This is a genomic window from Streptomyces sp. ADI96-02 (assembly GCF_003846185.1).
Taxonomy (GTDB): Bacteria; Actinomycetota; Actinomycetes; order Streptomycetales; family Streptomycetaceae; genus Streptomyces.
In genome coordinates, this window is the sequence record NZ_ML123034.1 from 4,270,996 (window position 1) to 4,287,750 (window position 16,755).

At 71.7% G+C, this 16,755-nt stretch carries 16 protein-coding genes; 8 read left to right on the forward strand and 8 right to left on the reverse strand.

What is annotated here, in order from left to right; genetic code table 11:
• Positions 1-175: 175 nt before the first annotated feature.
• Entirely contained in the window at positions 176-841 is a 666-nt protein-coding gene (msrA, locus tag EES43_RS18945; protein WP_124269798.1) for a peptide-methionine (S)-S-oxide reductase MsrA, read from the reverse strand.
• Positions 842-961: 120 nt separating this feature from the next.
• On the reverse strand, positions 962-2,065 hold the full coding sequence (locus EES43_RS18950) for a hypothetical protein (RefSeq protein WP_124269799.1): 1,104 nt from the start codon (positions 2,063-2,065) through the stop codon (positions 962-964).
• Positions 2,066-2,132: 67 nt separating this feature from the next.
• Here EES43_RS18950 and EES43_RS18955 point away from each other — a divergent pair, with 67 nt between their 5' ends.
• Positions 2,133-3,278, forward strand: a complete 1,146-nt coding sequence (locus tag EES43_RS18955; protein ID WP_124269800.1) for a cystathionine gamma-synthase — start codon at positions 2,133-2,135, stop codon at positions 3,276-3,278.
• Between the two features lie 191 nt (positions 3,279-3,469).
• Here the strand turns inward: EES43_RS18955 and EES43_RS18960 are convergent, their stop codons facing one another.
• Entirely contained in the window at positions 3,470-4,000 is a 531-nt protein-coding gene (locus EES43_RS18960; protein ID WP_124269801.1) for a MarR family winged helix-turn-helix transcriptional regulator, read from the reverse strand.
• Between the two features lie 157 nt (positions 4,001-4,157).
• Here EES43_RS18960 and ilvA point away from each other — a divergent pair, with 157 nt between their 5' ends.
• The 3 genes from ilvA (at position 4,158) to EES43_RS18975 (ending at position 7,445) form a co-directional block, all read left to right on the forward strand.
• Complete coding sequence (gene ilvA, locus EES43_RS18965; protein ID WP_124269802.1) at positions 4,158-5,387, forward strand: threonine ammonia-lyase; 1,230 nt, start codon at positions 4,158-4,160, stop codon at positions 5,385-5,387.
• A 97-nt stretch (positions 5,388-5,484) separates the two neighbouring features.
• Positions 5,485-6,591 carry an ATP-binding cassette domain-containing protein gene (locus EES43_RS18970; RefSeq protein WP_124269803.1) on the forward strand — a complete coding sequence of 369 codons (1,107 nt, stop codon included), beginning with the start codon at positions 5,485-5,487 and terminating at the stop codon, positions 6,589-6,591.
• Positions 6,592-6,641: 50 nt separating this feature from the next.
• A complete protein-coding gene (locus tag EES43_RS18975; protein ID WP_124272060.1) occupies positions 6,642-7,445 on the forward strand; it encodes an ABC transporter permease in 804 nt (267 codons plus the stop codon).
• Positions 7,446-7,585: 140 nt separating this feature from the next.
• On the opposite strand, the gene greA is transcribed toward EES43_RS18975, so the two are convergent.
• A complete protein-coding gene (gene greA / locus EES43_RS18980) occupies positions 7,586-8,083 on the reverse strand; it encodes a transcription elongation factor GreA (protein ID WP_124269804.1) in 498 nt (165 codons plus the stop codon).
• Between the two features lie 183 nt (positions 8,084-8,266).
• Positions 8,267-8,683, reverse strand: a complete 417-nt coding sequence (locus tag EES43_RS18985; protein WP_124272061.1) for a DUF4307 domain-containing protein — start codon at positions 8,681-8,683, stop codon at positions 8,267-8,269.
• A 152-nt stretch (positions 8,684-8,835) separates the two neighbouring features.
• On the opposite strand from EES43_RS18985, the gene mca reads away from it, so the two are divergent.
• Positions 8,836-9,717, forward strand: a complete 882-nt coding sequence (mca, locus tag EES43_RS18990) for a mycothiol conjugate amidase Mca (RefSeq protein ID WP_124269805.1) — start codon at positions 8,836-8,838, stop codon at positions 9,715-9,717.
• A 1-nt stretch (position 9,718) separates the two neighbouring features.
• The gene (locus EES43_RS18995; protein WP_124269806.1) at positions 9,719-9,979 is read left to right on the forward strand and encodes a hypothetical protein; all 261 of its coding nucleotides are present in this window, start codon (positions 9,719-9,721) and stop codon (positions 9,977-9,979) included.
• A 185-nt stretch (positions 9,980-10,164) separates the two neighbouring features.
• Here EES43_RS18995 and EES43_RS19000 read toward each other — a convergent pair whose 3' ends face one another.
• Together EES43_RS19000 and EES43_RS19005 are read right to left on the reverse strand one after the other, a co-directional pair.
• Positions 10,165-10,512 (reverse strand): hypothetical protein, encoded by a 348-nt coding sequence (locus tag EES43_RS19000; protein ID WP_124269807.1) that lies wholly within the window; start codon positions 10,510-10,512, stop codon positions 10,165-10,167.
• A gap of 403 nt (positions 10,513-10,915) precedes the next feature.
• Positions 10,916-11,482, reverse strand: a complete 567-nt coding sequence (locus EES43_RS19005) for a Uma2 family endonuclease (protein WP_124269808.1) — start codon at positions 11,480-11,482, stop codon at positions 10,916-10,918.
• Positions 11,483-11,678: 196 nt separating this feature from the next.
• Between EES43_RS19005 and EES43_RS19010 the strand changes: the two genes are divergently transcribed.
• On the forward strand, positions 11,679-13,697 hold the full coding sequence (locus EES43_RS19010; protein ID WP_124269809.1) for a thioredoxin domain-containing protein: 2,019 nt from the start codon (positions 11,679-11,681) through the stop codon (positions 13,695-13,697).
• A gap of 183 nt (positions 13,698-13,880) precedes the next feature.
• On the opposite strand, the gene EES43_RS19015 is transcribed toward EES43_RS19010, so the two are convergent.
• Positions 13,881-14,573 (reverse strand): PAQR family membrane homeostasis protein TrhA, encoded by a 693-nt coding sequence (locus EES43_RS19015; RefSeq protein WP_124269810.1) that lies wholly within the window; start codon positions 14,571-14,573, stop codon positions 13,881-13,883.
• A gap of 211 nt (positions 14,574-14,784) precedes the next feature.
• Here EES43_RS19015 and EES43_RS19020 point away from each other — a divergent pair, with 211 nt between their 5' ends.
• A complete protein-coding gene (locus tag EES43_RS19020; RefSeq protein WP_124269811.1) occupies positions 14,785-16,632 on the forward strand; it encodes a phosphoenolpyruvate carboxykinase (GTP) in 1,848 nt (615 codons plus the stop codon).
• The last annotated feature ends 123 nt before the right edge of the window (positions 16,633-16,755 follow it).

The window sequence follows — 16,755 nt, forward strand, 5'->3', positions numbered from 1 at the left end:
ACGACGACCAGCGGAAACACGACGGAAGGACATCACAGACTCCATAGGCGCTAGAGAACGACTAGACCTATGAAAACCTTTGGATACTGTCCAAAACCCTGGTAAAAACCCCCAGGGGTCTCTCGTCTGCCGGTCAGCGGCGCGTTCGGCGCCGCCCAGACGTCCAGCCGGGGGTTCAGCCGTCCGCGCGCGCCACCCCGATCGGGCAGGAGACGCCCGTGCCGCCGATGCCGCAGTAGCCGCCCGGGTTCTTGTCGAGGTACTGCTGGTGGTACGCCTCCGCCGGCCAGAACGGGCGGCCCTCGGCCGGCAGGATCTCCGTGGTGATCGTGGAGTGGCCCGAGGCCGTCAGGACCTTCTGGTACGCCTCCCGCGAGGCGTCGGCCGCCTCCGCCTGCGCGGGGGAGTGGGTGTAGATCGCCGAGCGGTACTGCGTGCCCACGTCGTTGCCTTGGCGGAAGCCCTGCGTCGGGTCGTGCGACTCCCAGAAGAGCTTCAGCAGCTCCTCGTACGGGACGACGGCCGGGTCGAAGACCACGCGGACCGCCTCCGTGTGACCGGTCAGGCCCGAGCAGGCTTCCTCGTACGTCGGGTTCTCCGTGTAGCCGCCCTGGTAGCCGACCAGCGTCGTCCAGACGCCGTCCGTCTGCCAGAACTTCCGCTCCGCGCCCCAGAAGCAGCCCAGCGCGAAGTCCGCCACCTCCAGCCCCTCCGGGTACGGGCCAGCCAGCGGGTTGCCGAGGACGGTGTGGCGGGAGGGAAGCGCGAATTCGGGGACGGGGCGTCCGCGCAGGGCCTGCTCCGGAGTGGGGAGCTCGGGGGTACGGCGGTTCAGGAACATGCGGGGACTCCTTGGGGAGGTCGTGGTTCGCTCCGTACAACAAGGACGCGGTGCCCGGGATTCCGCCGGGCACCGCGGGGAACAGGCCCTGAGCAGCCCTGGAGGAGGACGGACGCGCGCTCAGTGCGACAGCGTCGCCGGACTGCCGCCGTTCGCCTCGTAACCGGCCACAGCCAAGGCCCGGTGGACCGCGTACTCCGCGGCCGGGTCGGGGCTCTGCGTCCACGGCAGCGCGCCCACGTGGCCGTCGATGTGGACCAGCTGGTGCATCGCCTCCGACCAGCGCTCCATGCGGACCAGGAACATCACCAGCAGGTGGCGGACGTGCGCGAGCATCGGATCGTCCGGGCGGGCCGCGTGCACCGCGAACATCGCGCCCTCCACCGCCCTGGTCACCGACAGACCGCGGTAGAAGCCCTGCACCAGGTTGACCTCCGGCAGGTGCTCGTACACCGCGAACAGCGGCAGCGCGGCGAGCAGCGAGCCCTGCGGTGCGCGGGCGGCGGCTGCCGTGGCGAACCGGTCCGCGTCCTCGCGCGAGCCGTGCCACTTCTCGCAGTGGTAGTGCAGCGCAGCGATGTGCGCTCCCATGTGCGCCGGAGCCCGGTCGATGATCCTGGCCCAGAGCTGGTCGAACTGCTCCGGGGTGTAGCCCAGCCCCCGGGCCACCGCCAGCTCCACGATGTACGGGACCGGGTCGCCGGGCGCCAGCAGGGCCGCCTGGCCGCAGACCGACCGGGCCTCCTCCAGGATGATCCGGAAGTCGTCGGTGCCGGCCGACGAGGACCGCCACGCCTGCTGCACCAGGAACTCCGCGTGCACCGCCGCCCCGCCCGCGTCCTTCGGGGACTCCGCGCGCCAGGCGCGCAGCCACGCGCCGCCCGCCCCGGGCCGCCGCGCCAGCTCCAGCGAGGCCGCGCCCGCGAACGCCTGCACCCGCTGCCAGCGCACCTCGCCCTCCTTCGGCGTCCCGGCCAGCAGCTGCGCCGCCGCCCGCCAGTCCTGGGTCGCCTGCACGACGTCCAGCACGTCCAGGAGGTCCTGGTCGGGGCCCGGCATCCGCACGTCCAGCTCCTCCTGGCGGGCGAACCCGTACGCGTCCGGGTCGGCGGCGTCCGGCGAACCGGGCGCGACCTGGTGGATGCCGCCGCGGCGGCGCATCACGATCGGGCCGATCACCGCGGCGAGCATGCACATCGCGAGCAGGAACCACAGAATCTCCATGGCTCCATTGTCCCCGTACACCCGAGTGGCCCATGCGCCCCCTCGTGACGAACTACGCTCGGGCCTCATGAGCGACCAGCACAGCTTCGAGACCCTCGCCATCCACGCGGGGAACACCGCCGATCCCCTCACCGGCGCGGTGGTTCCGCCCATCTACCAGGTGTCCACGTACAAGCAGGACGGCGTGGGCGGACTGCGCGGCGGTTACGAGTACAGCCGCAGCGCCAACCCGACCCGTACCGCCCTGGAGGAGAACCTGGCGGCCCTGGAAGGCGGCCGTCGCGGTCTCGCCTTCGCCTCCGGCCTCGCCGCCGAGGACTGCCTGCTCCGTACGCTGCTGACCCCCGGCGACCACGTGGTCATCCCGAACGACGCCTACGGCGGCACGTTCCGGCTGTTCGCGAAGGTCGCCTCGCGCTGGGGCGTGGAGTTCTCGGTCGCCGACACCTCGGACGTGGCGGCGGTCCGTGCGGCGATCACTCCGCGCACCAGGGCCCTGTGGGTGGAGACCCCCTCCAACCCGCTGCTCGGCATCACCGACATCGCCGCGCTCGCGCAGGTCGCGCAGGAGGCCGGGGCCCGCCTCGTCGTCGACAACACCTTCGCCTCCCCGTACCTCCAGCAGCCCCTCGCGCTCGGCGCGGACGTCGTCGTGCACTCCACCACCAAGTACATGGGCGGCCACTCCGACGTCGTCGGCGGCGCCCTGGTCGTGAGCGACCCGGAGCTGGCCGAGGAGCTGGCGTACCACCAGAACGCGATGGGCGCGGTGGCCGGCCCCTTCGACGCCTGGCTGGTGCTGCGCGGCATCAAGACGCTCGCCGTCCGCATGGACCGGCACACCGAGAACGCCACCAGGGTGGCCGACCTGCTGACCCGCCACCCCAAGGTCACCCGGGTCCTCTACCCGGGCCTGTCCGACCACCCCGGCCACGAGGTCGCCGCCAAGCAGATGAAGGCGTTCGGCGGCATGGTGTCCTTCCGCGTCGCGGGCGGCGAGGAGGCGGCGGTCGAGGTCTGCAACCGGGCGAAGCTCTTCACCCTCGGCGAGTCCCTGGGCGGCGTCGAGTCGCTGCTGGAACACCCCGGACGGATGACGCACGCCTCCGCGGCGGGCTCCCCGCTGGAGGTCCCCGCCGACCTGGTCCGGCTCTCCGTCGGCATCGAGAACGCCGACGACCTGCTCGCCGACCTCGCCCAGGCCCTCGGCTGACCGGCGGCCGGTAGCGGCAGGCAGGCGGTAGCGGCAGGCAGGCGGTAGCGCACGGCAGACGGTGGGCCGGCAGACGGTGGGGCCGGCAGTCGGTGGGGGCGGCTGCCGCCGCCCGCTGCCGCTCCGCCGCGCACGCGGGGCCCGGCCGATCACTTCGGGGCCCCGCGTACGCGCCCGGCACGCGTCGGCGGTCAGTCGGCCTGCGGCGGCTGGTACGCGGCCTGCCGCGCGGCCAGCGACGCGTTGAACCGGGTGAGCAGCGCGCGGAAGGTGTCCTGCTCCTCCCGCGACCACCCGTCCGTCACCTGGGACATCAGCTCGCGCCGCGAGGCCCGGACCTCCTCCAGACGGGACTGGCCGCGCGGGGAGAGCTGGAGCACGACAGCCCGGCCGTCCTCCGGGTGCGAGGTGCGCTTGACCAGCCCGGTGTCGACCAGCGGAGCGACCTGCCGGGTCACGGTCGACGAGTCGATCCCCATGCCCGCGGCCAGCGCCTTGACGCCCATCGGGCCCTCCCGGTCCAGCCGGTTCAGCAGCAGGTAGGCGGCCCGGTCCATCGAGTTGCGGACCTGGCCGACACCGCCGAGGCGGGTCTGTTCGGCACGGCGGGCGAAGACCGCCACCTCGTGCTGGAGCTCGTCCAGCAGGCTGTCGGGGCCCGGGTGTTCGGGGACGGCGCCCCCGGAAGGAGACGCAGCAGTCGTCATGTCCTGAGGGGGCATGGCCGGGGGCTCTCTTCGTGCGGTGTCGGATGGGTGGGGCACAGAGTACGCGGCCCCGGGGCAACGCGTGCCAGCGCCGCACAAACCCGTGGACACCACCGCAGGCCGCCATGAGACGAGTCGGCCGGGATCCGCCGGAGCTGCGAGACTTCCCGTCATGAGCTTCCGCGCGACCCCCCGCCACCCGGCCCTGATCCTCGACGACATCCGGGGCGCGCAGAAGATGCTGTCCGGGGTGGCCCGGATGACGGCGATGGAGGGCAGTCGCCATCTGACCGAGCTGGTCGGCGCTCCCGTCCACCTGAAGTGCGAGAACCTCCAGCGGACCGGCTCCTTCAAGCTGCGCGGCGCGTACGTGCGGATCTCCGGCCTCAGCCCGGTCGAACGGGCGGCCGGGGTGGTCGCCGCCAGCGCCGGCAACCACGCCCAGGGCGTCGCGCTGGCCTCCTCGCTCCTGGGCGTGCGCTCGACGGTCTTCATGCCCGTCGGGGCCCCGCTGCCCAAGGTCGCCGCCACGCGGGAGTACGGGGCCGAGGTCCGGCTGCACGGCCAGGTCGTCGACGAGACGCTGGCCGCCGCGCAGGAGTACGCCGAGGAGACCGGCGCGGTCTTCATCCACCCGTTCGACCACCCCGACATCATCGCGGGCCAGGGCACCGTCGGGCTGGAGATCCTGGAGCAGTGCCCCGAGGTCCGCACGGTCGTCGTGGGCCTCGGCGGCGGCGGGCTGGCCGCGGGCGTCGCGGTGGCCGTGAAGGCGATCCGGCCCGACGTCCGCGTCGTCGGCGTGCAGGCCGAGGGCGCCGCCAGCTATCCGCCCTCGCTGAGCGCCGGGCACCCCGTCCCGCTGGACGCCCCGGTCACGATGGCGGACGGCATCAAGGTCGGCAGGCCCGGAGACGTACCGTTCGCGCTGGTCGAGGACCTGGTCGACGAGGTCCGCACCGTGACCGAGGACGAGCTGGCCGCCGCGCTGCTGCTCTGCCTGGAGCGGGCGAAGCTCGTCGTGGAGCCGGCCGGGGCGAGCCCCGTCGCCGCGCTGCTCAGCGACCCGGGGGCGTTCCGGGGGCCGGTGGTGGCGGTGCTCTCCGGCGGCAACGTGGACCCGCTGCTGATGCAGCGCATCCTCCAGCACGGCATGTCGGCCGCGGGGCGCTACCTGAACCTCCGCCTGCGTCTCACCGACCGGCCCGGAGCGCTGGCCGCCCTGCTGGCGGCGCTCAGCGCGGCCGACGCGAACGTCCTCGACATCGCGCACGTGCGCACCGACCCCCGCCTCGGACTGACCGAGGCCGAGGTCGACCTGCACCTGGAGACCAAGGGCCCGGAGCACCGGGCCGAGGTCGAGGCGGCGCTGCGCGCGGCCGGCTACCGGGTGATCGGCTGACCGGCTGTTCACCGGGCGGCGCGGCCCCGGCGCTCCTAGGATCTTCCTACGAAGCCACCACCTGCGAAGCCCATCCGCGAACGACGGGGGACCCGCCATGCCAGGTGCGATCCAGGCCGAGGGCCTGGTGAAGACCTTCGGAGACGTACGAGCCCTGGACGGCGTCGACTTCGACGTACCGCAGGGCACCGTCCTCGGACTGCTCGGCCCCAACGGCGCGGGCAAGACCACCGCGGTGCGCGTCCTGACCACGCTGCTGCGGCCGGACAGCGGCCGGGCCGTGGTGGCCGGGATCGACGTGCTGAAGCGGCCGAACGAGGTACGCCGCTCGATCGGGCTCTCCGGGCAGTTCGCCGCCGTCGACGAGTATCTGACCGGCCGCGAGAACCTCCAGATGGTCGGGCAGCTCTACCAGATGAGCGCCCGGGACGCGAAGGCCCGCGCGGGCGTCCTGCTGGAGCGGTTCCACCTCGCCGACGCCGCCGACCGCACCGCCAAGACGTACTCGGGCGGTATGCGCCGCAGGCTCGACCTCGCCGCCGCCCTCGTCGTCTCGCCGCCCGTGATGTTCATGGACGAGCCGACGACCGGCCTGGACCCGCGCAACCGGCAGCAGCTGTGGGACGTCATCCAGGACCTCGTGGCGGGAGGCACCACCCTGCTGCTGACCACGCAGTACCTGGAGGAGGCCGACCACCTCGCCCACGACATCTGCGTCATCGACCACGGCAAGGTCATCGCGCGCGGCACCTCCGACCAGCTCAAGGCCCGCACCGGCGGCGAACGCGTCGAGGTCGTCGTGCACCGCCCCGACGAGATCGCCCGCGCCCGCGAGGTCCTGACCGCGCTCGGCAAGGGCGGGGTCGCCGTCGCCGAGCTCTCCCGCAAGCTCACCGTCCCGGTCAGCGGCGGCGCCAAGCTGCTGGCCGAGGTCATCCGCGACCTGGACGCCCGCGGAGTCGAGATCGACGACATCGCCCTGCGCCGCCCCACCCTGGACGACGTCTTCCTCTCGCTCACCGGCCACGCCGCCGAGACGCCGGACGCCGGGGAGAAGGACCCGGACGGGGGACCGGGGCAGGCGCCATCGCAGCGCGAGGACCGGACGAAGCGCGACGACCGGACGGGCGAGGATCGGACGGGCGAGGACCGGACGGGCGAGGACCGGCCGCGCGAGGACCGGACGAGGGAGGACACCCCGTGAGCGCGATCATCGAGAAGGGCCCGGCCTTGGCGCCCCGCCCCGCCGGAGGCATGGTCCAGTCGGTCAAGGACTCGCTCGTCGTCGCCAAGCGGAACCTGATCCGGATGACCCGGATCCCCGAAATGGTGATCTTCGGACTGATCCAGCCGATCATGTTCGTGGTGCTCTTCACCTATGTCTTCGGCGGCTCGATCCAGGTCGGCGGCTCCACCTCGCCGCAGGCGTACCGAGAGTTCCTGATGGCGGGCATCTTCGCCCAGACGGTCACCTTCGCCACCGCCGGAGCGGGCGCGGGCATCGCCGACGACATGCACAAGGGGCTCATCGACCGCTTCCGGTCGCTGCCGATGGCCCGGGGCGCGGTGCTCACCGGGCGTACGATCGCCGACCTCGTCCAGACCACCCTTACCCTGGTGGTCCTCGCCGGAGTGGCGCTGCTGGTCGGCTGGCGCACCCACGAGAACTTCGGCAAGGTGCTGCTCGGCTTCCTGCTGCTGCTCCTGCTCGGGTACGCGTTCTCCTGGATCGGCGCGCTGATCGGCCTCACCGTGCGCACCCCGGAGGCGGCCACCTCCGGCGGGCTGATCTGGCTGTTCCCGCTGACGTTCATCTCGAACGCCTTCGTGGACGCCAACCAGATGCCGACCTTCCTGCGGCACATCGCCGAGTGGAATCCGTTCAGCGCCACGGTGCAGGCATGCCGCGAACTCTTCGGAAACCTGCCGCCGGGCTTCAAGACCTCGGACGCCTGGCCCATGCAGCACGCCGTCCTGGCGTCGATCCTGTGGTCCGTCCTGATCCTGCTGGTGTTCCGCACCCTCGCCGTCCGCAAGTACCGCTCGGCGACCGGCTGAGGCGGGCGCGGGGGGAGCCCCGGCCTTCGCGGGCCGGGGCTCCTCGTCGTACGCCGTCGTGCGGGTCGCACGCCGTCGTGCGGTCGCCTACTCCGCCGTGCGGCTCTCGTGCGCCGTCGTACGCCGTCGTGCGGACCGGTTCAGCCGGTGTACGGCTTCGCCGCCAGGATCCGCACCGAGGCGGTCTTGCCGTTCGGCAGCTCGTACTCGGCGTCCTCGCCCGTCCGCTTGCCGTTCACGCCGATGCCGAGCGGCGACTGCGGGGAGTACGTCTCGATCTCACTGCTGGCGTATTCGCGGGAGGCCAGCAGGAAGGTCATCGTGTCGTCCTCGTCGCCGTCGAAGGCGATCGTCACGACCATGCCGGGCTCGACCACGCCGTCGTCGGCCGGCGCCTCGCCGACCTTCGCGTGCTCCAGGAGCTGGGTCAGCTGGCGCACCCGCAGCTCCATCTTGCCCTGCTCCTCCTTGGCCGCGTGGTACCCGCCGTTCTCCCGGAGGTCACCCTCCTCACGGGCCGCCGCGATCTTGACGGCGATCTCCGTGCGCGCGGGACCAGACAGGTATTCCAGCTCGGCCTTCAGCTGGTTGTACGCCTCCTGCGTGAGCCAGGTGACGTTTTCGCTGGTCTGGGTCACAGGTGCTCCTCGTCGGTACTGGGAATACAAAGCATCGCCCTACCCGAAGCTTGTTCCTTCACGGGTGGGCGAAACCACGAGCCTAACAATTCCGGCGGAAAAGGGGGAGAAGGTAAAACACTCCACCCCCGCGCGGGCCGCCGCGACTCCCCGCCGGGCCGGTCGCCGGGCGGGGCGCCCGGGTCAGCTCGACGGGCCCTTGTCGGTGGTGCAGCCCATCAGCTCGACCGCCGTGGCCCGGGACGCCGTCCGCAGCGCCACCACCTGGTCGACCCGGTCGACGGCCTGGTCGAAGCGGAAGTCCTTGCGTCCCACCTCGGCGCCGTCCTCGCTGAGCGCGCGCAGGGTGCAGTACCCGCCGCTCTCGCGGTCCTTGCGGACTTCGAGATGGGCCTCGGCCCGCGTGTCGGAGACGATCTTCGACTTGATCAGCTCGCCGCTGACGCCCTGGTCGCCGATGTAGCCGAAACCGATCCAGACGATCACGCCGAGCAGTCCGACGCCGAGCACCGAGCCGATGATCTTCAGCTTGCGGTCGGCACGCTGATCCTCGGTGCGGCCGTAGCGCCCCTCGGGCGCGGCCTCGCGAACCGCCGTCATGATCGTTCCCTTCGGTGCCGGCATCGAGGAATTTTCCGGCTCCTCGTTCGGTCACTATAGAAGCCGCCCATGTGTCACCCGACCCCCGCCCCGCACCGACGTGCCGCGGGCCGGAACGCTCTCGCCACCACGACATCACTGAGGATCGAGCTTTGACTGAGCAGCTGCGACTGATGGCCGTTCACGCCCACCCCGACGACGAGTCGAGCAAGGGTGCGGCCACCATGGCCAAGTACGTGTCCGAGGGGGTGGACGTGCTGGTCGTGACCTGCACGGGAGGCGAGCGCGGCTCCATCCTCAATCCGAAGCTCCAGGGCGACGCGTACATCGAGAAGAACATCCACGAGGTGCGCAAGAAGGAGATGGACGAGGCCCGGGAGATCCTGGGCGTCCGGCAGGAGTGGCTGGGCTTCGTCGACTCCGGACTGCCCGAGGGCGACCCGCTGCCGCCGCTGCCCGAGGGCTGCTTCGCCTTGGAGGACCCGGAGACCGCCGCCGGACGCCTCGTGGCGAAGATCCGGGCCTTCAGGCCGCAGGTCATCACCACGTACGACGAGAACGGCGGCTACCCGCACCCCGACCACATCATGACGCACACGATCTCGATGATCGCGTTCGACGGCGCGGCCGACGCGGAGCGGTTCCCCGAGGACGAGTACGGCCCGGTGTGCCGGCCGGAGAAGCTCTACTACAACCAGGGCTTCAACCGGCCGCGCACGGTCGCGCTGCACGAGGCGCTGCTCGCCCGCGGCCTGGAGTCCCCGTACGGCGAGTGGCTGGAGCGCTGGAAGGAGTTCGAGCGCGTCGAACGCACGCTGACCACGCACATCCCGTGCGACGACTTCTTCGAGATCCGCGACAAGGCGCTCATCGCGCACGCCACGCAGATCGACCCGGAGGGCGGCTGGTTCCGGGTTCCGATGGACCTCCAGCGCGAGGTCTGGCCGACCGAGGAGTACGAGCTGGCGAAGTCCCTCGTCGATACCTCCCTCCCCGAGAGCGACCTCTTCGCGGGCATCCGCGACAATGCCTGATATGTACGCGACCCAGGCACTGACGAACCTCGTCCCGCTCGCCGCCGAGCTCGACAAGAACAAGGTCACCCCCGGCGTCCTCGGCTTCCTCGTCTTCGCGGCCCTCGCCGTCGGCGTGTGGCTGCTGATGAAGTCGATGAACCGGCACATGGGCAAGGTGGACTTCGAGGAGGCCCCCGACCCGGACGCCGCCGAGAGCGGCACGAAGGCCGCCGGGGCCGCCGAAAACGGTACGAAGGCCGAGGCCGCGCCCCGCACCTGAGGGCTGGGTCCGGCGGCCCGGACGGCTCCCCGGGCGGAACCGTCCGGGCCCACCGGAATCCCGGCACGAGCGACGCGAGGCCGGGCCCGCGCCCGGTCCGGCACGGCCCCTGCGCCCGCCCGCCCGGCCGGGCCTTCCTAGTCCTGCGGCGTCACCGGCGGTCCGGTGTCACCAGCCGTCCCGAGTCACCAGTTGTAGTGCCGGGTGTGCGAGATCTGCCCGCGCCGGTTGAAGTAGTCGACGTGCACGTGGTTGCCGGAGGAGCACACACCACGGCAGCGGCCACCCACCCGGGCGTCGCGCCGGGCGGCGACGGCGGCCTGCTTCGACTTGGACGCCCTCCCGTCGGGCGACAGGAGCCGGTCACCGGCCTGGACGCCGGACGCGTCGACCCAGCCGCGTCCCTGCAGGAAGAACGGGTGTCCGGCCGTCGCCGTCAGGGGCTCGGTCGCGCTGTCCCCGTCCCGGCGATCGCGGCGGTGCCGTCGGCCCGGGGCGAGCCCCTCCGCAGCTCCTCCCGCGTTGCTGCTCATCGCCGATGCGGCTTCATTTCCCGTACGCAGGATGTTCGTTGGTGTTCTTCGACTTGGGGCGGCGGGCTGCCTCCCCTTCCGGGTGGGTACGGAGCCCCTCGACCACGCCGCGCCGGAGTAGAGGCCCCTCCGCGCCCGGCGGGTGGGGGGGAAGGGGCGCGGAGGGGCCGGCTCGACGGCCGCTGACCATCCCCGGTCCCGTCGGCTGCCGAGCGCCCCGGACCTTGCGGCAAGCATCGCCGCAGGATCCGACCGAGCGTGCGATCGGTGGCCCGAGCCCGGGACCGCACGCCCACAAACGATCATTCAGCAGAGGGATTAACGCGGGATTAAGCCGAACACCCGGGGCCACTGAACGCGTCAGCGACGCCGCACGGCACAGGTCGAGCGGGTGCCGAGGCTGTCAGACGGTTCCCAGGTCCACGGTCACGGCGAAGGGTGTGGCGGCCTTGATCGCGCCGGTGAACATGTCGCCGTCCCAGTAAGCATTGGTGGCGGGATCGAGAACGTACGTGTAGACGATCGGGACACCGGTGGCGGCCTGCTCGACCCGCCAGTAGAAGGGGATGCCGGCCTTGGCGTACTGGTCCACCTTCACGATCCGGTCGGTGGTCTCCGAGCCGGGCGCCACGACCTCGACGATCAGGAGTACGTGTTCGGGGCGGGTAGGCGTGAGGTCGATGGTTTCCGCCCGGTAGACGATGACGTCAGGGCGGCGGTTGGTGAGCGGAACGTCCTGCAGGCGGACGTCGAAGCCCGTACCGGCGTTCCAGTCCGGGCCCGCGGCAGCGTCCAGGGCGTTGGCCAGGATGCGGGCCAGTCGGTTGTGGCGCTTGGAGGCGCTCGGGCTGACGACGGCCATCCCGTCCACGATCTCGACGCCGGCGCACTGCTCCTCGGACCAGGAGTCGTACTGCTCCGCGCTGATCCGCGTATGCATCCACGCGGGCGCCACCATCTCGGCAGTCATCGTGTACCTCCTTCGAGAGGTCTCGGCAGGTCCGGCGCTGCTGCGCCGAGCCTAATGTTTCGAGGCGCCGGGCTGCCCGACTCGGAAGGGAAGGAGTCGCCCGCCACGTGATGGCTCACAAGCGCAATGCGGCCGAGCGAGGCGGGCCCGTGAGGGTTTCGCCGGTCGTGCCAGGCGCTGTGAGAGGCTGAGGCGCATGAACCGGTTGGCTGGTGTGACCTCGCCTTATCTGCTTCAGCATGCTGAGAATCCCGTCGACTGGTGGCCCTGGGGACCGGACGCTTTCGAGGAAGCGCGGCGGCGTGATGTACCCGTTCTGCTGTCCGTCGGATACTCCGCGTGCCACTGGTGCCACGTGATGGCCCACGAGTCCTTCGAGGACGAGGCCGTGGCCGCCTTCGTCAACGAGCACTTCGTCGCCGTGAAGGTCGACCGCGAGGAGCGGCCCGACGTCGACGCCGTCTACATGGAGGCCGTCCAGGCGGCCACCGGGCAGGGCGGCTGGCCGATGACGGTCTTTCTCACGCCCGAGGCCGAACCCTTCTACTTCGGCACGTACTTCCCGCCCGAGCCCCGCCACGGCTCGCCCTCCTTCCGGCAGGTGCTCGACGGTGTGCGGGCCGCCTGGGCCGATCGGCGTGAGGAGGTCGCCGAGGTCGCCGCGCGCATCGTCGCCGATCTCGCCGGTCGTTCGCTGGCCCACGGGGGCGACGGGGTCCCGGGTGAGGCGGAGATCGCCCAGGCGCTGCTGGGGCTGACCCGGGAGTACGACGAGAGCCGCGGCGGGTTCGGCGGCGCGCCCAAGTTCCCGCCGTCGATGGTGCTGGAGTTCCTGCTGCGCCACCACGCGCGCACCGGCTCCGAGGGTGCGCTCCAGATGGCCGCCGACACCTGTACGGCGATGGCCCGGAGCGGTCTGTACGACCAACTCGGCGGCGGGTTCGCGCGCTACTCCGTGGACCGCGAGTGGGTGGTCCCGCACTTCGAGAAGATGCTCTACGACAACGCGCTGCTGTGCCGGGTGTACGCCCACCTCTGGCGCGCAACCGGTTCCGAGGAGGCCCGCCGGATCGCCCTGGAGACCGCCGACTTCCTGGTGCGCGAGCTGCGGACGGCCGAGGGTGGCTTCGCCTCCGCGCTGGACGCCGACAGCGAGGACGCGGACGGCCGGCACGTCGAGGGCGCGTTCTACGTGTGGACGCCCGCGCAGTTGCGCGAGGCGCTGGGCGAGGAGGACGCGGCCTTCGCCGCCGCCCACTTCGGCGTGACCGAGGAGGGCACCTTCGAGGAGGGCGCGTCCGTGCTCCGGCTCCCCGGGGACGCGGGACCTGCGGACGCCGAACGGGTCGTGAGCGTACGGGCCCGGCTGCTCGCGGCCCGGGAGCTGCGACCCCGGCCGGGGCGGGACGACAAGGTGGTGGCCGCCTGGAACGGGCTCGCCGTCGCCGCGCTCGCCGAGACCGGCGCGTACTTCGACCGGCCCGACCTGGTCGAGCGCGCCACCGAGGCCGCCGACCTGCTGGTGCGCGTCCATCTGGGCGAGGTGGCCCGGCTGACCCGGACCTCCCGGGACGGGCGCGCGGGCGACAACGCCGGGGTGCTGGAGGACTACGGCGATGTCGCCGAGGGCTTCCTCGCGCTGGCCGCGGTGACCGGCGAGGGCGTGTGGCTGGAGTTCGCCGGGTTCCTGCTGGACATCGTGCTGGAGCAGTTCACCGGTGAGGGCGGGCAGCTCTACGACACCGCGCACGACGCCGAGCAGCTGATCCGCCGGCCCCAGGACCCCACCGACAGCGCCACCCCGGCCGGCTGGACTGCGGCGGCCGGCGCGCTGCTCTCGTATGCCGCGCACACCGGTTCCGAGGCGCACCGCGCCGCCGCCGAGGGCGCGCTCGGCGTGGTGAAGGCGCTGGCCCCGCGCGCCCCGCGCTTCATCGGCTGGGGGCTCGCGGTGGCCGAGGCGCTGCTGGACGGGCCGCGCGAGGTCGCCGTCGCCGGTCCGGTCGGCGGCGAGCTGCACCGTACGGCGCTGCTGGGGCGGGCGGCCGGTGCGGTCGTCGCGGCGGGGGAGGGGCCGCAGGCGGGGGCCGAGTTCCCGCTGCTGGTGGACCGGCCCGCCGTGGACGGGAAGCCGACGGCGTACGTGTGCCGCCACTTCGTGTGCGACGCGCCGACCGTGGACGCGGCCGAGCTGGAGCGCAAGCTGCGCGGCTGAGCCGTACGGAGGGTCGGCTGTGATGCGATGTGATGCGATGGGATGAGATGCACTGTGCGGGAGCGCTGAGCCGTACGGGAGACGTTTCAGGGAGCGGAGCCCTGCGCCGTAGCGGAGAGGTGGAAACGGGTGAGGGGCCGGGAATGTCGCGCCGGCCCCTCACCCGTATCTCGCGCCGCCCGCTCAGCCGTGCTGGTAGGCGACCAGCGAGATGCCGACGTAGTGCGCGACGAAGGCCGCCAGCGTCAGCGAGTGGAAGACCTCGTGGAAGCCGAACCAGCGCGGGGACGGGTTCGGCTTCTTGATGCCGTAGATCACGCCGCCCGCGCTGTAGAGCAGGCCGCCGACGACGACGAGGACCAGGACGGCGATGCCGCCGGTCCGCAGGAAGTCGGGCAGGAAGAAGACCGCCGCCCAGCCCATCGCGATGTAGCACGGCGTGTAGAGCCAGCGCGGGGCGCCGACCCAGAAGACGCGGAACGCGATACCGGCCGCGGCTGCCGCCCAGACCGCCCACAGAAGGGGCCGGGCGGTGGATTCAGGGAGGAGGAGCAGGGTCAGCGGGGTATAGGTCCCCGCGATGATCAGAAAGATATTGGCGTGGTCCAGGCGGCGGAGCACGGCCTCGCCGCGCGGGCCCCAGGTCCCCCGGTGGTAGATCGCGCTCACGCCGAACAGCAGGCAGGCGCTGACGATGTAGACCGCGCAGGCGATCCGGCCCCGCGTGCTGTCCGTCAGGGCGATCAGGGCGATCCCGGCGATCAGCACCGCGGGGAACATGCCGGCGTGCAGCCAGCCGCGCATCCGTGGTTTGACGGGTGTCGGGTGGATTTCCACGGGGCCCGGGGTCGCGTCGGAAGCGGCGGCATCAGTCATATCCGCATGCTACCTACGCCACCGTAGGTCAGTGATACGAGTGGCGATGCTCACGTGTGAAGCCCCCTGGACATATGGGCGGAACGGCCGGATGATCAAATGAGTGCGGTCGGCACCGGATGAGCGCCAGGGGAATTCGAAGGGTACGAAGCATCCGGGTCGCAGCCCCCACGGGGCACCAGACAACTGACACCCTCAACAAGGAGCGATCGTGGCGCGCGACATCGCGGCTCCCCTCACTGTCCCCACCCAGCACCAGGAGCTCGCCTCCTGGGTCGACGAGATCGCAGCCATCACCGAGCCGGACCGGGTGGTCTGGTGCGACGGCTCCGAGGCCGAGTACGAGCGCCTGTGCGGGGAGCTCGTCGCCAAGGGCACGTTCACGAAGCTCGACCCGGTCAAGCGCCCGAACTCGTACTACGCCGCGTCCGACCCCACCGACGTCGCCCGCGTCGAGGACCGCACGTTCATCTGCTCCAAGGAGGAGAAGGACGCGGGCCCCACCAACCACTGGAAGGACCCCGCCGAGATGCGGGCCGTCTTCACCGGGGAGGAGGGCAACAGCGTCACGGGCGAGCGGGGCGTCTTCCGCGGCTCCATGCGCGGCCGGACCATGTACGTCGTGCCCTTCTGCATGGGGCCGGTCGGCTCGCCGCTCTCCGCGATCGGCGTCGAGATCACCGACTCCGCCTACGTCGCCGTCTCCATGCGCACCATGACCCGTATGGGCCAGGCTGTCCTGGACGAGCTGGGCGAGGACGGGTTCTTCGTCAAGGCCGTCCACACGCTCGGCGCGCCGCTGGCCGAGGGCGAGCAGGACGTCCCGTGGCCGTGCAACTCCACCAAGTACATCTCGCACTTCCCCGAGGACCGCGAGATCTGGTCCTACGGCTCCGGCTACGGCGGCAACGCCCTGCTCGGCAAGAAGTGCTACGCGCTGCGCATCGCCTCCGTGATGGCCCGGGACGAGGGCTGGCTCGCCGAGCACATGCTCATCCTCAAGCTCACGCCGCCGCGCGGTGAGTCGACGTACGTGGCCGCCGCGTTCCCGAGCGCCTGCGGCAAGACGAACCTCGCCATGCTGGAGCCGACGATCCCCGGCTGGACCGTGGAGACCATCGGCGACGACATCGCCTGGATGCGGTTCGGCGAGGACGGCCGGCTCTACGCGATCAACCCCGAGGCCGGCTTCTTCGGCGTCGCGCCCGGCACCGGCGAGCACACCAACGCCAACGCCATGAAGACGATGTGGGGCAACTCCGTCTTCACCAACGTCGCGCTCACCGACGACGGCGACGTCTGGTGGGAGGGCATGACCGAGGAGCAGCCCGCGCACCTCACGGACTGGAAGGGCAACGACTGGACCCCCGAGTCCGGTACGCCGGCCGCGCACCCCAACGCCCGCTTCACCGTCCCGGCCGGGCAGTGCCCGATCATCGCGCCCGAGTGGGAGGACCCGAAGGGCGTGCCGATCTCGGCGATCCTCTTCGGCGGTCGCCGCGCCTCCGCCGTGCCGCTGGTCACCGAGTCCTTCGACTGGCAGCACGGCGTCTTCCTCGGCGCCAACGTGGCCTCCGAGAAGACGGCCGCCGCCGAGGGCAAGGTCGGCGAGCTGCGCCGCGACCCGTTCGCCATGCTGCCGTTCTGCGGCTACAACATGGGCGACTACATGAACCACTGGGTGAAGGTCGGCGCGGACAAGGACCAGTCCAAGCTGCCCAAGATCTACTACGTGAACTGGTTCCGCAAGAACGAGGCCGGGAAGTTCGTCTGGCCCGGCTTCGGCGAGAACAGCCGCGTCCTGAAGTGGATCGTGGAGCGCCTGCGGGGCGAGGGTGAGGGCGTCGAGACGCCGATCGGCATCCTGCCGGCCAAGGGCGCGCTGGACACCGAGGGCCTGGATCTGTCCGAGGCCGACCTCGACTACCTGCTGACGGTGGACAAGGAGGTCTGGCGCGAGGAGGCGGCGCTGGTCCCCGAGCATCTCAACACCTTCGGCGACCACACGCCCAAGGAACTGTGGGACGAGTACCGGGCGCTGGTCGAGCGTCTGGGCTGACACTCCCCGGGGCGCGCGCCGGGCGTGCGCCCCGTACGGCCCCGCGGCCGGGCCCTTCGGACATCCGCCCTGACCTGTGGGGCCGACGGCCCGCCGCGGTACGGCCCCCGGGATCACCTCACG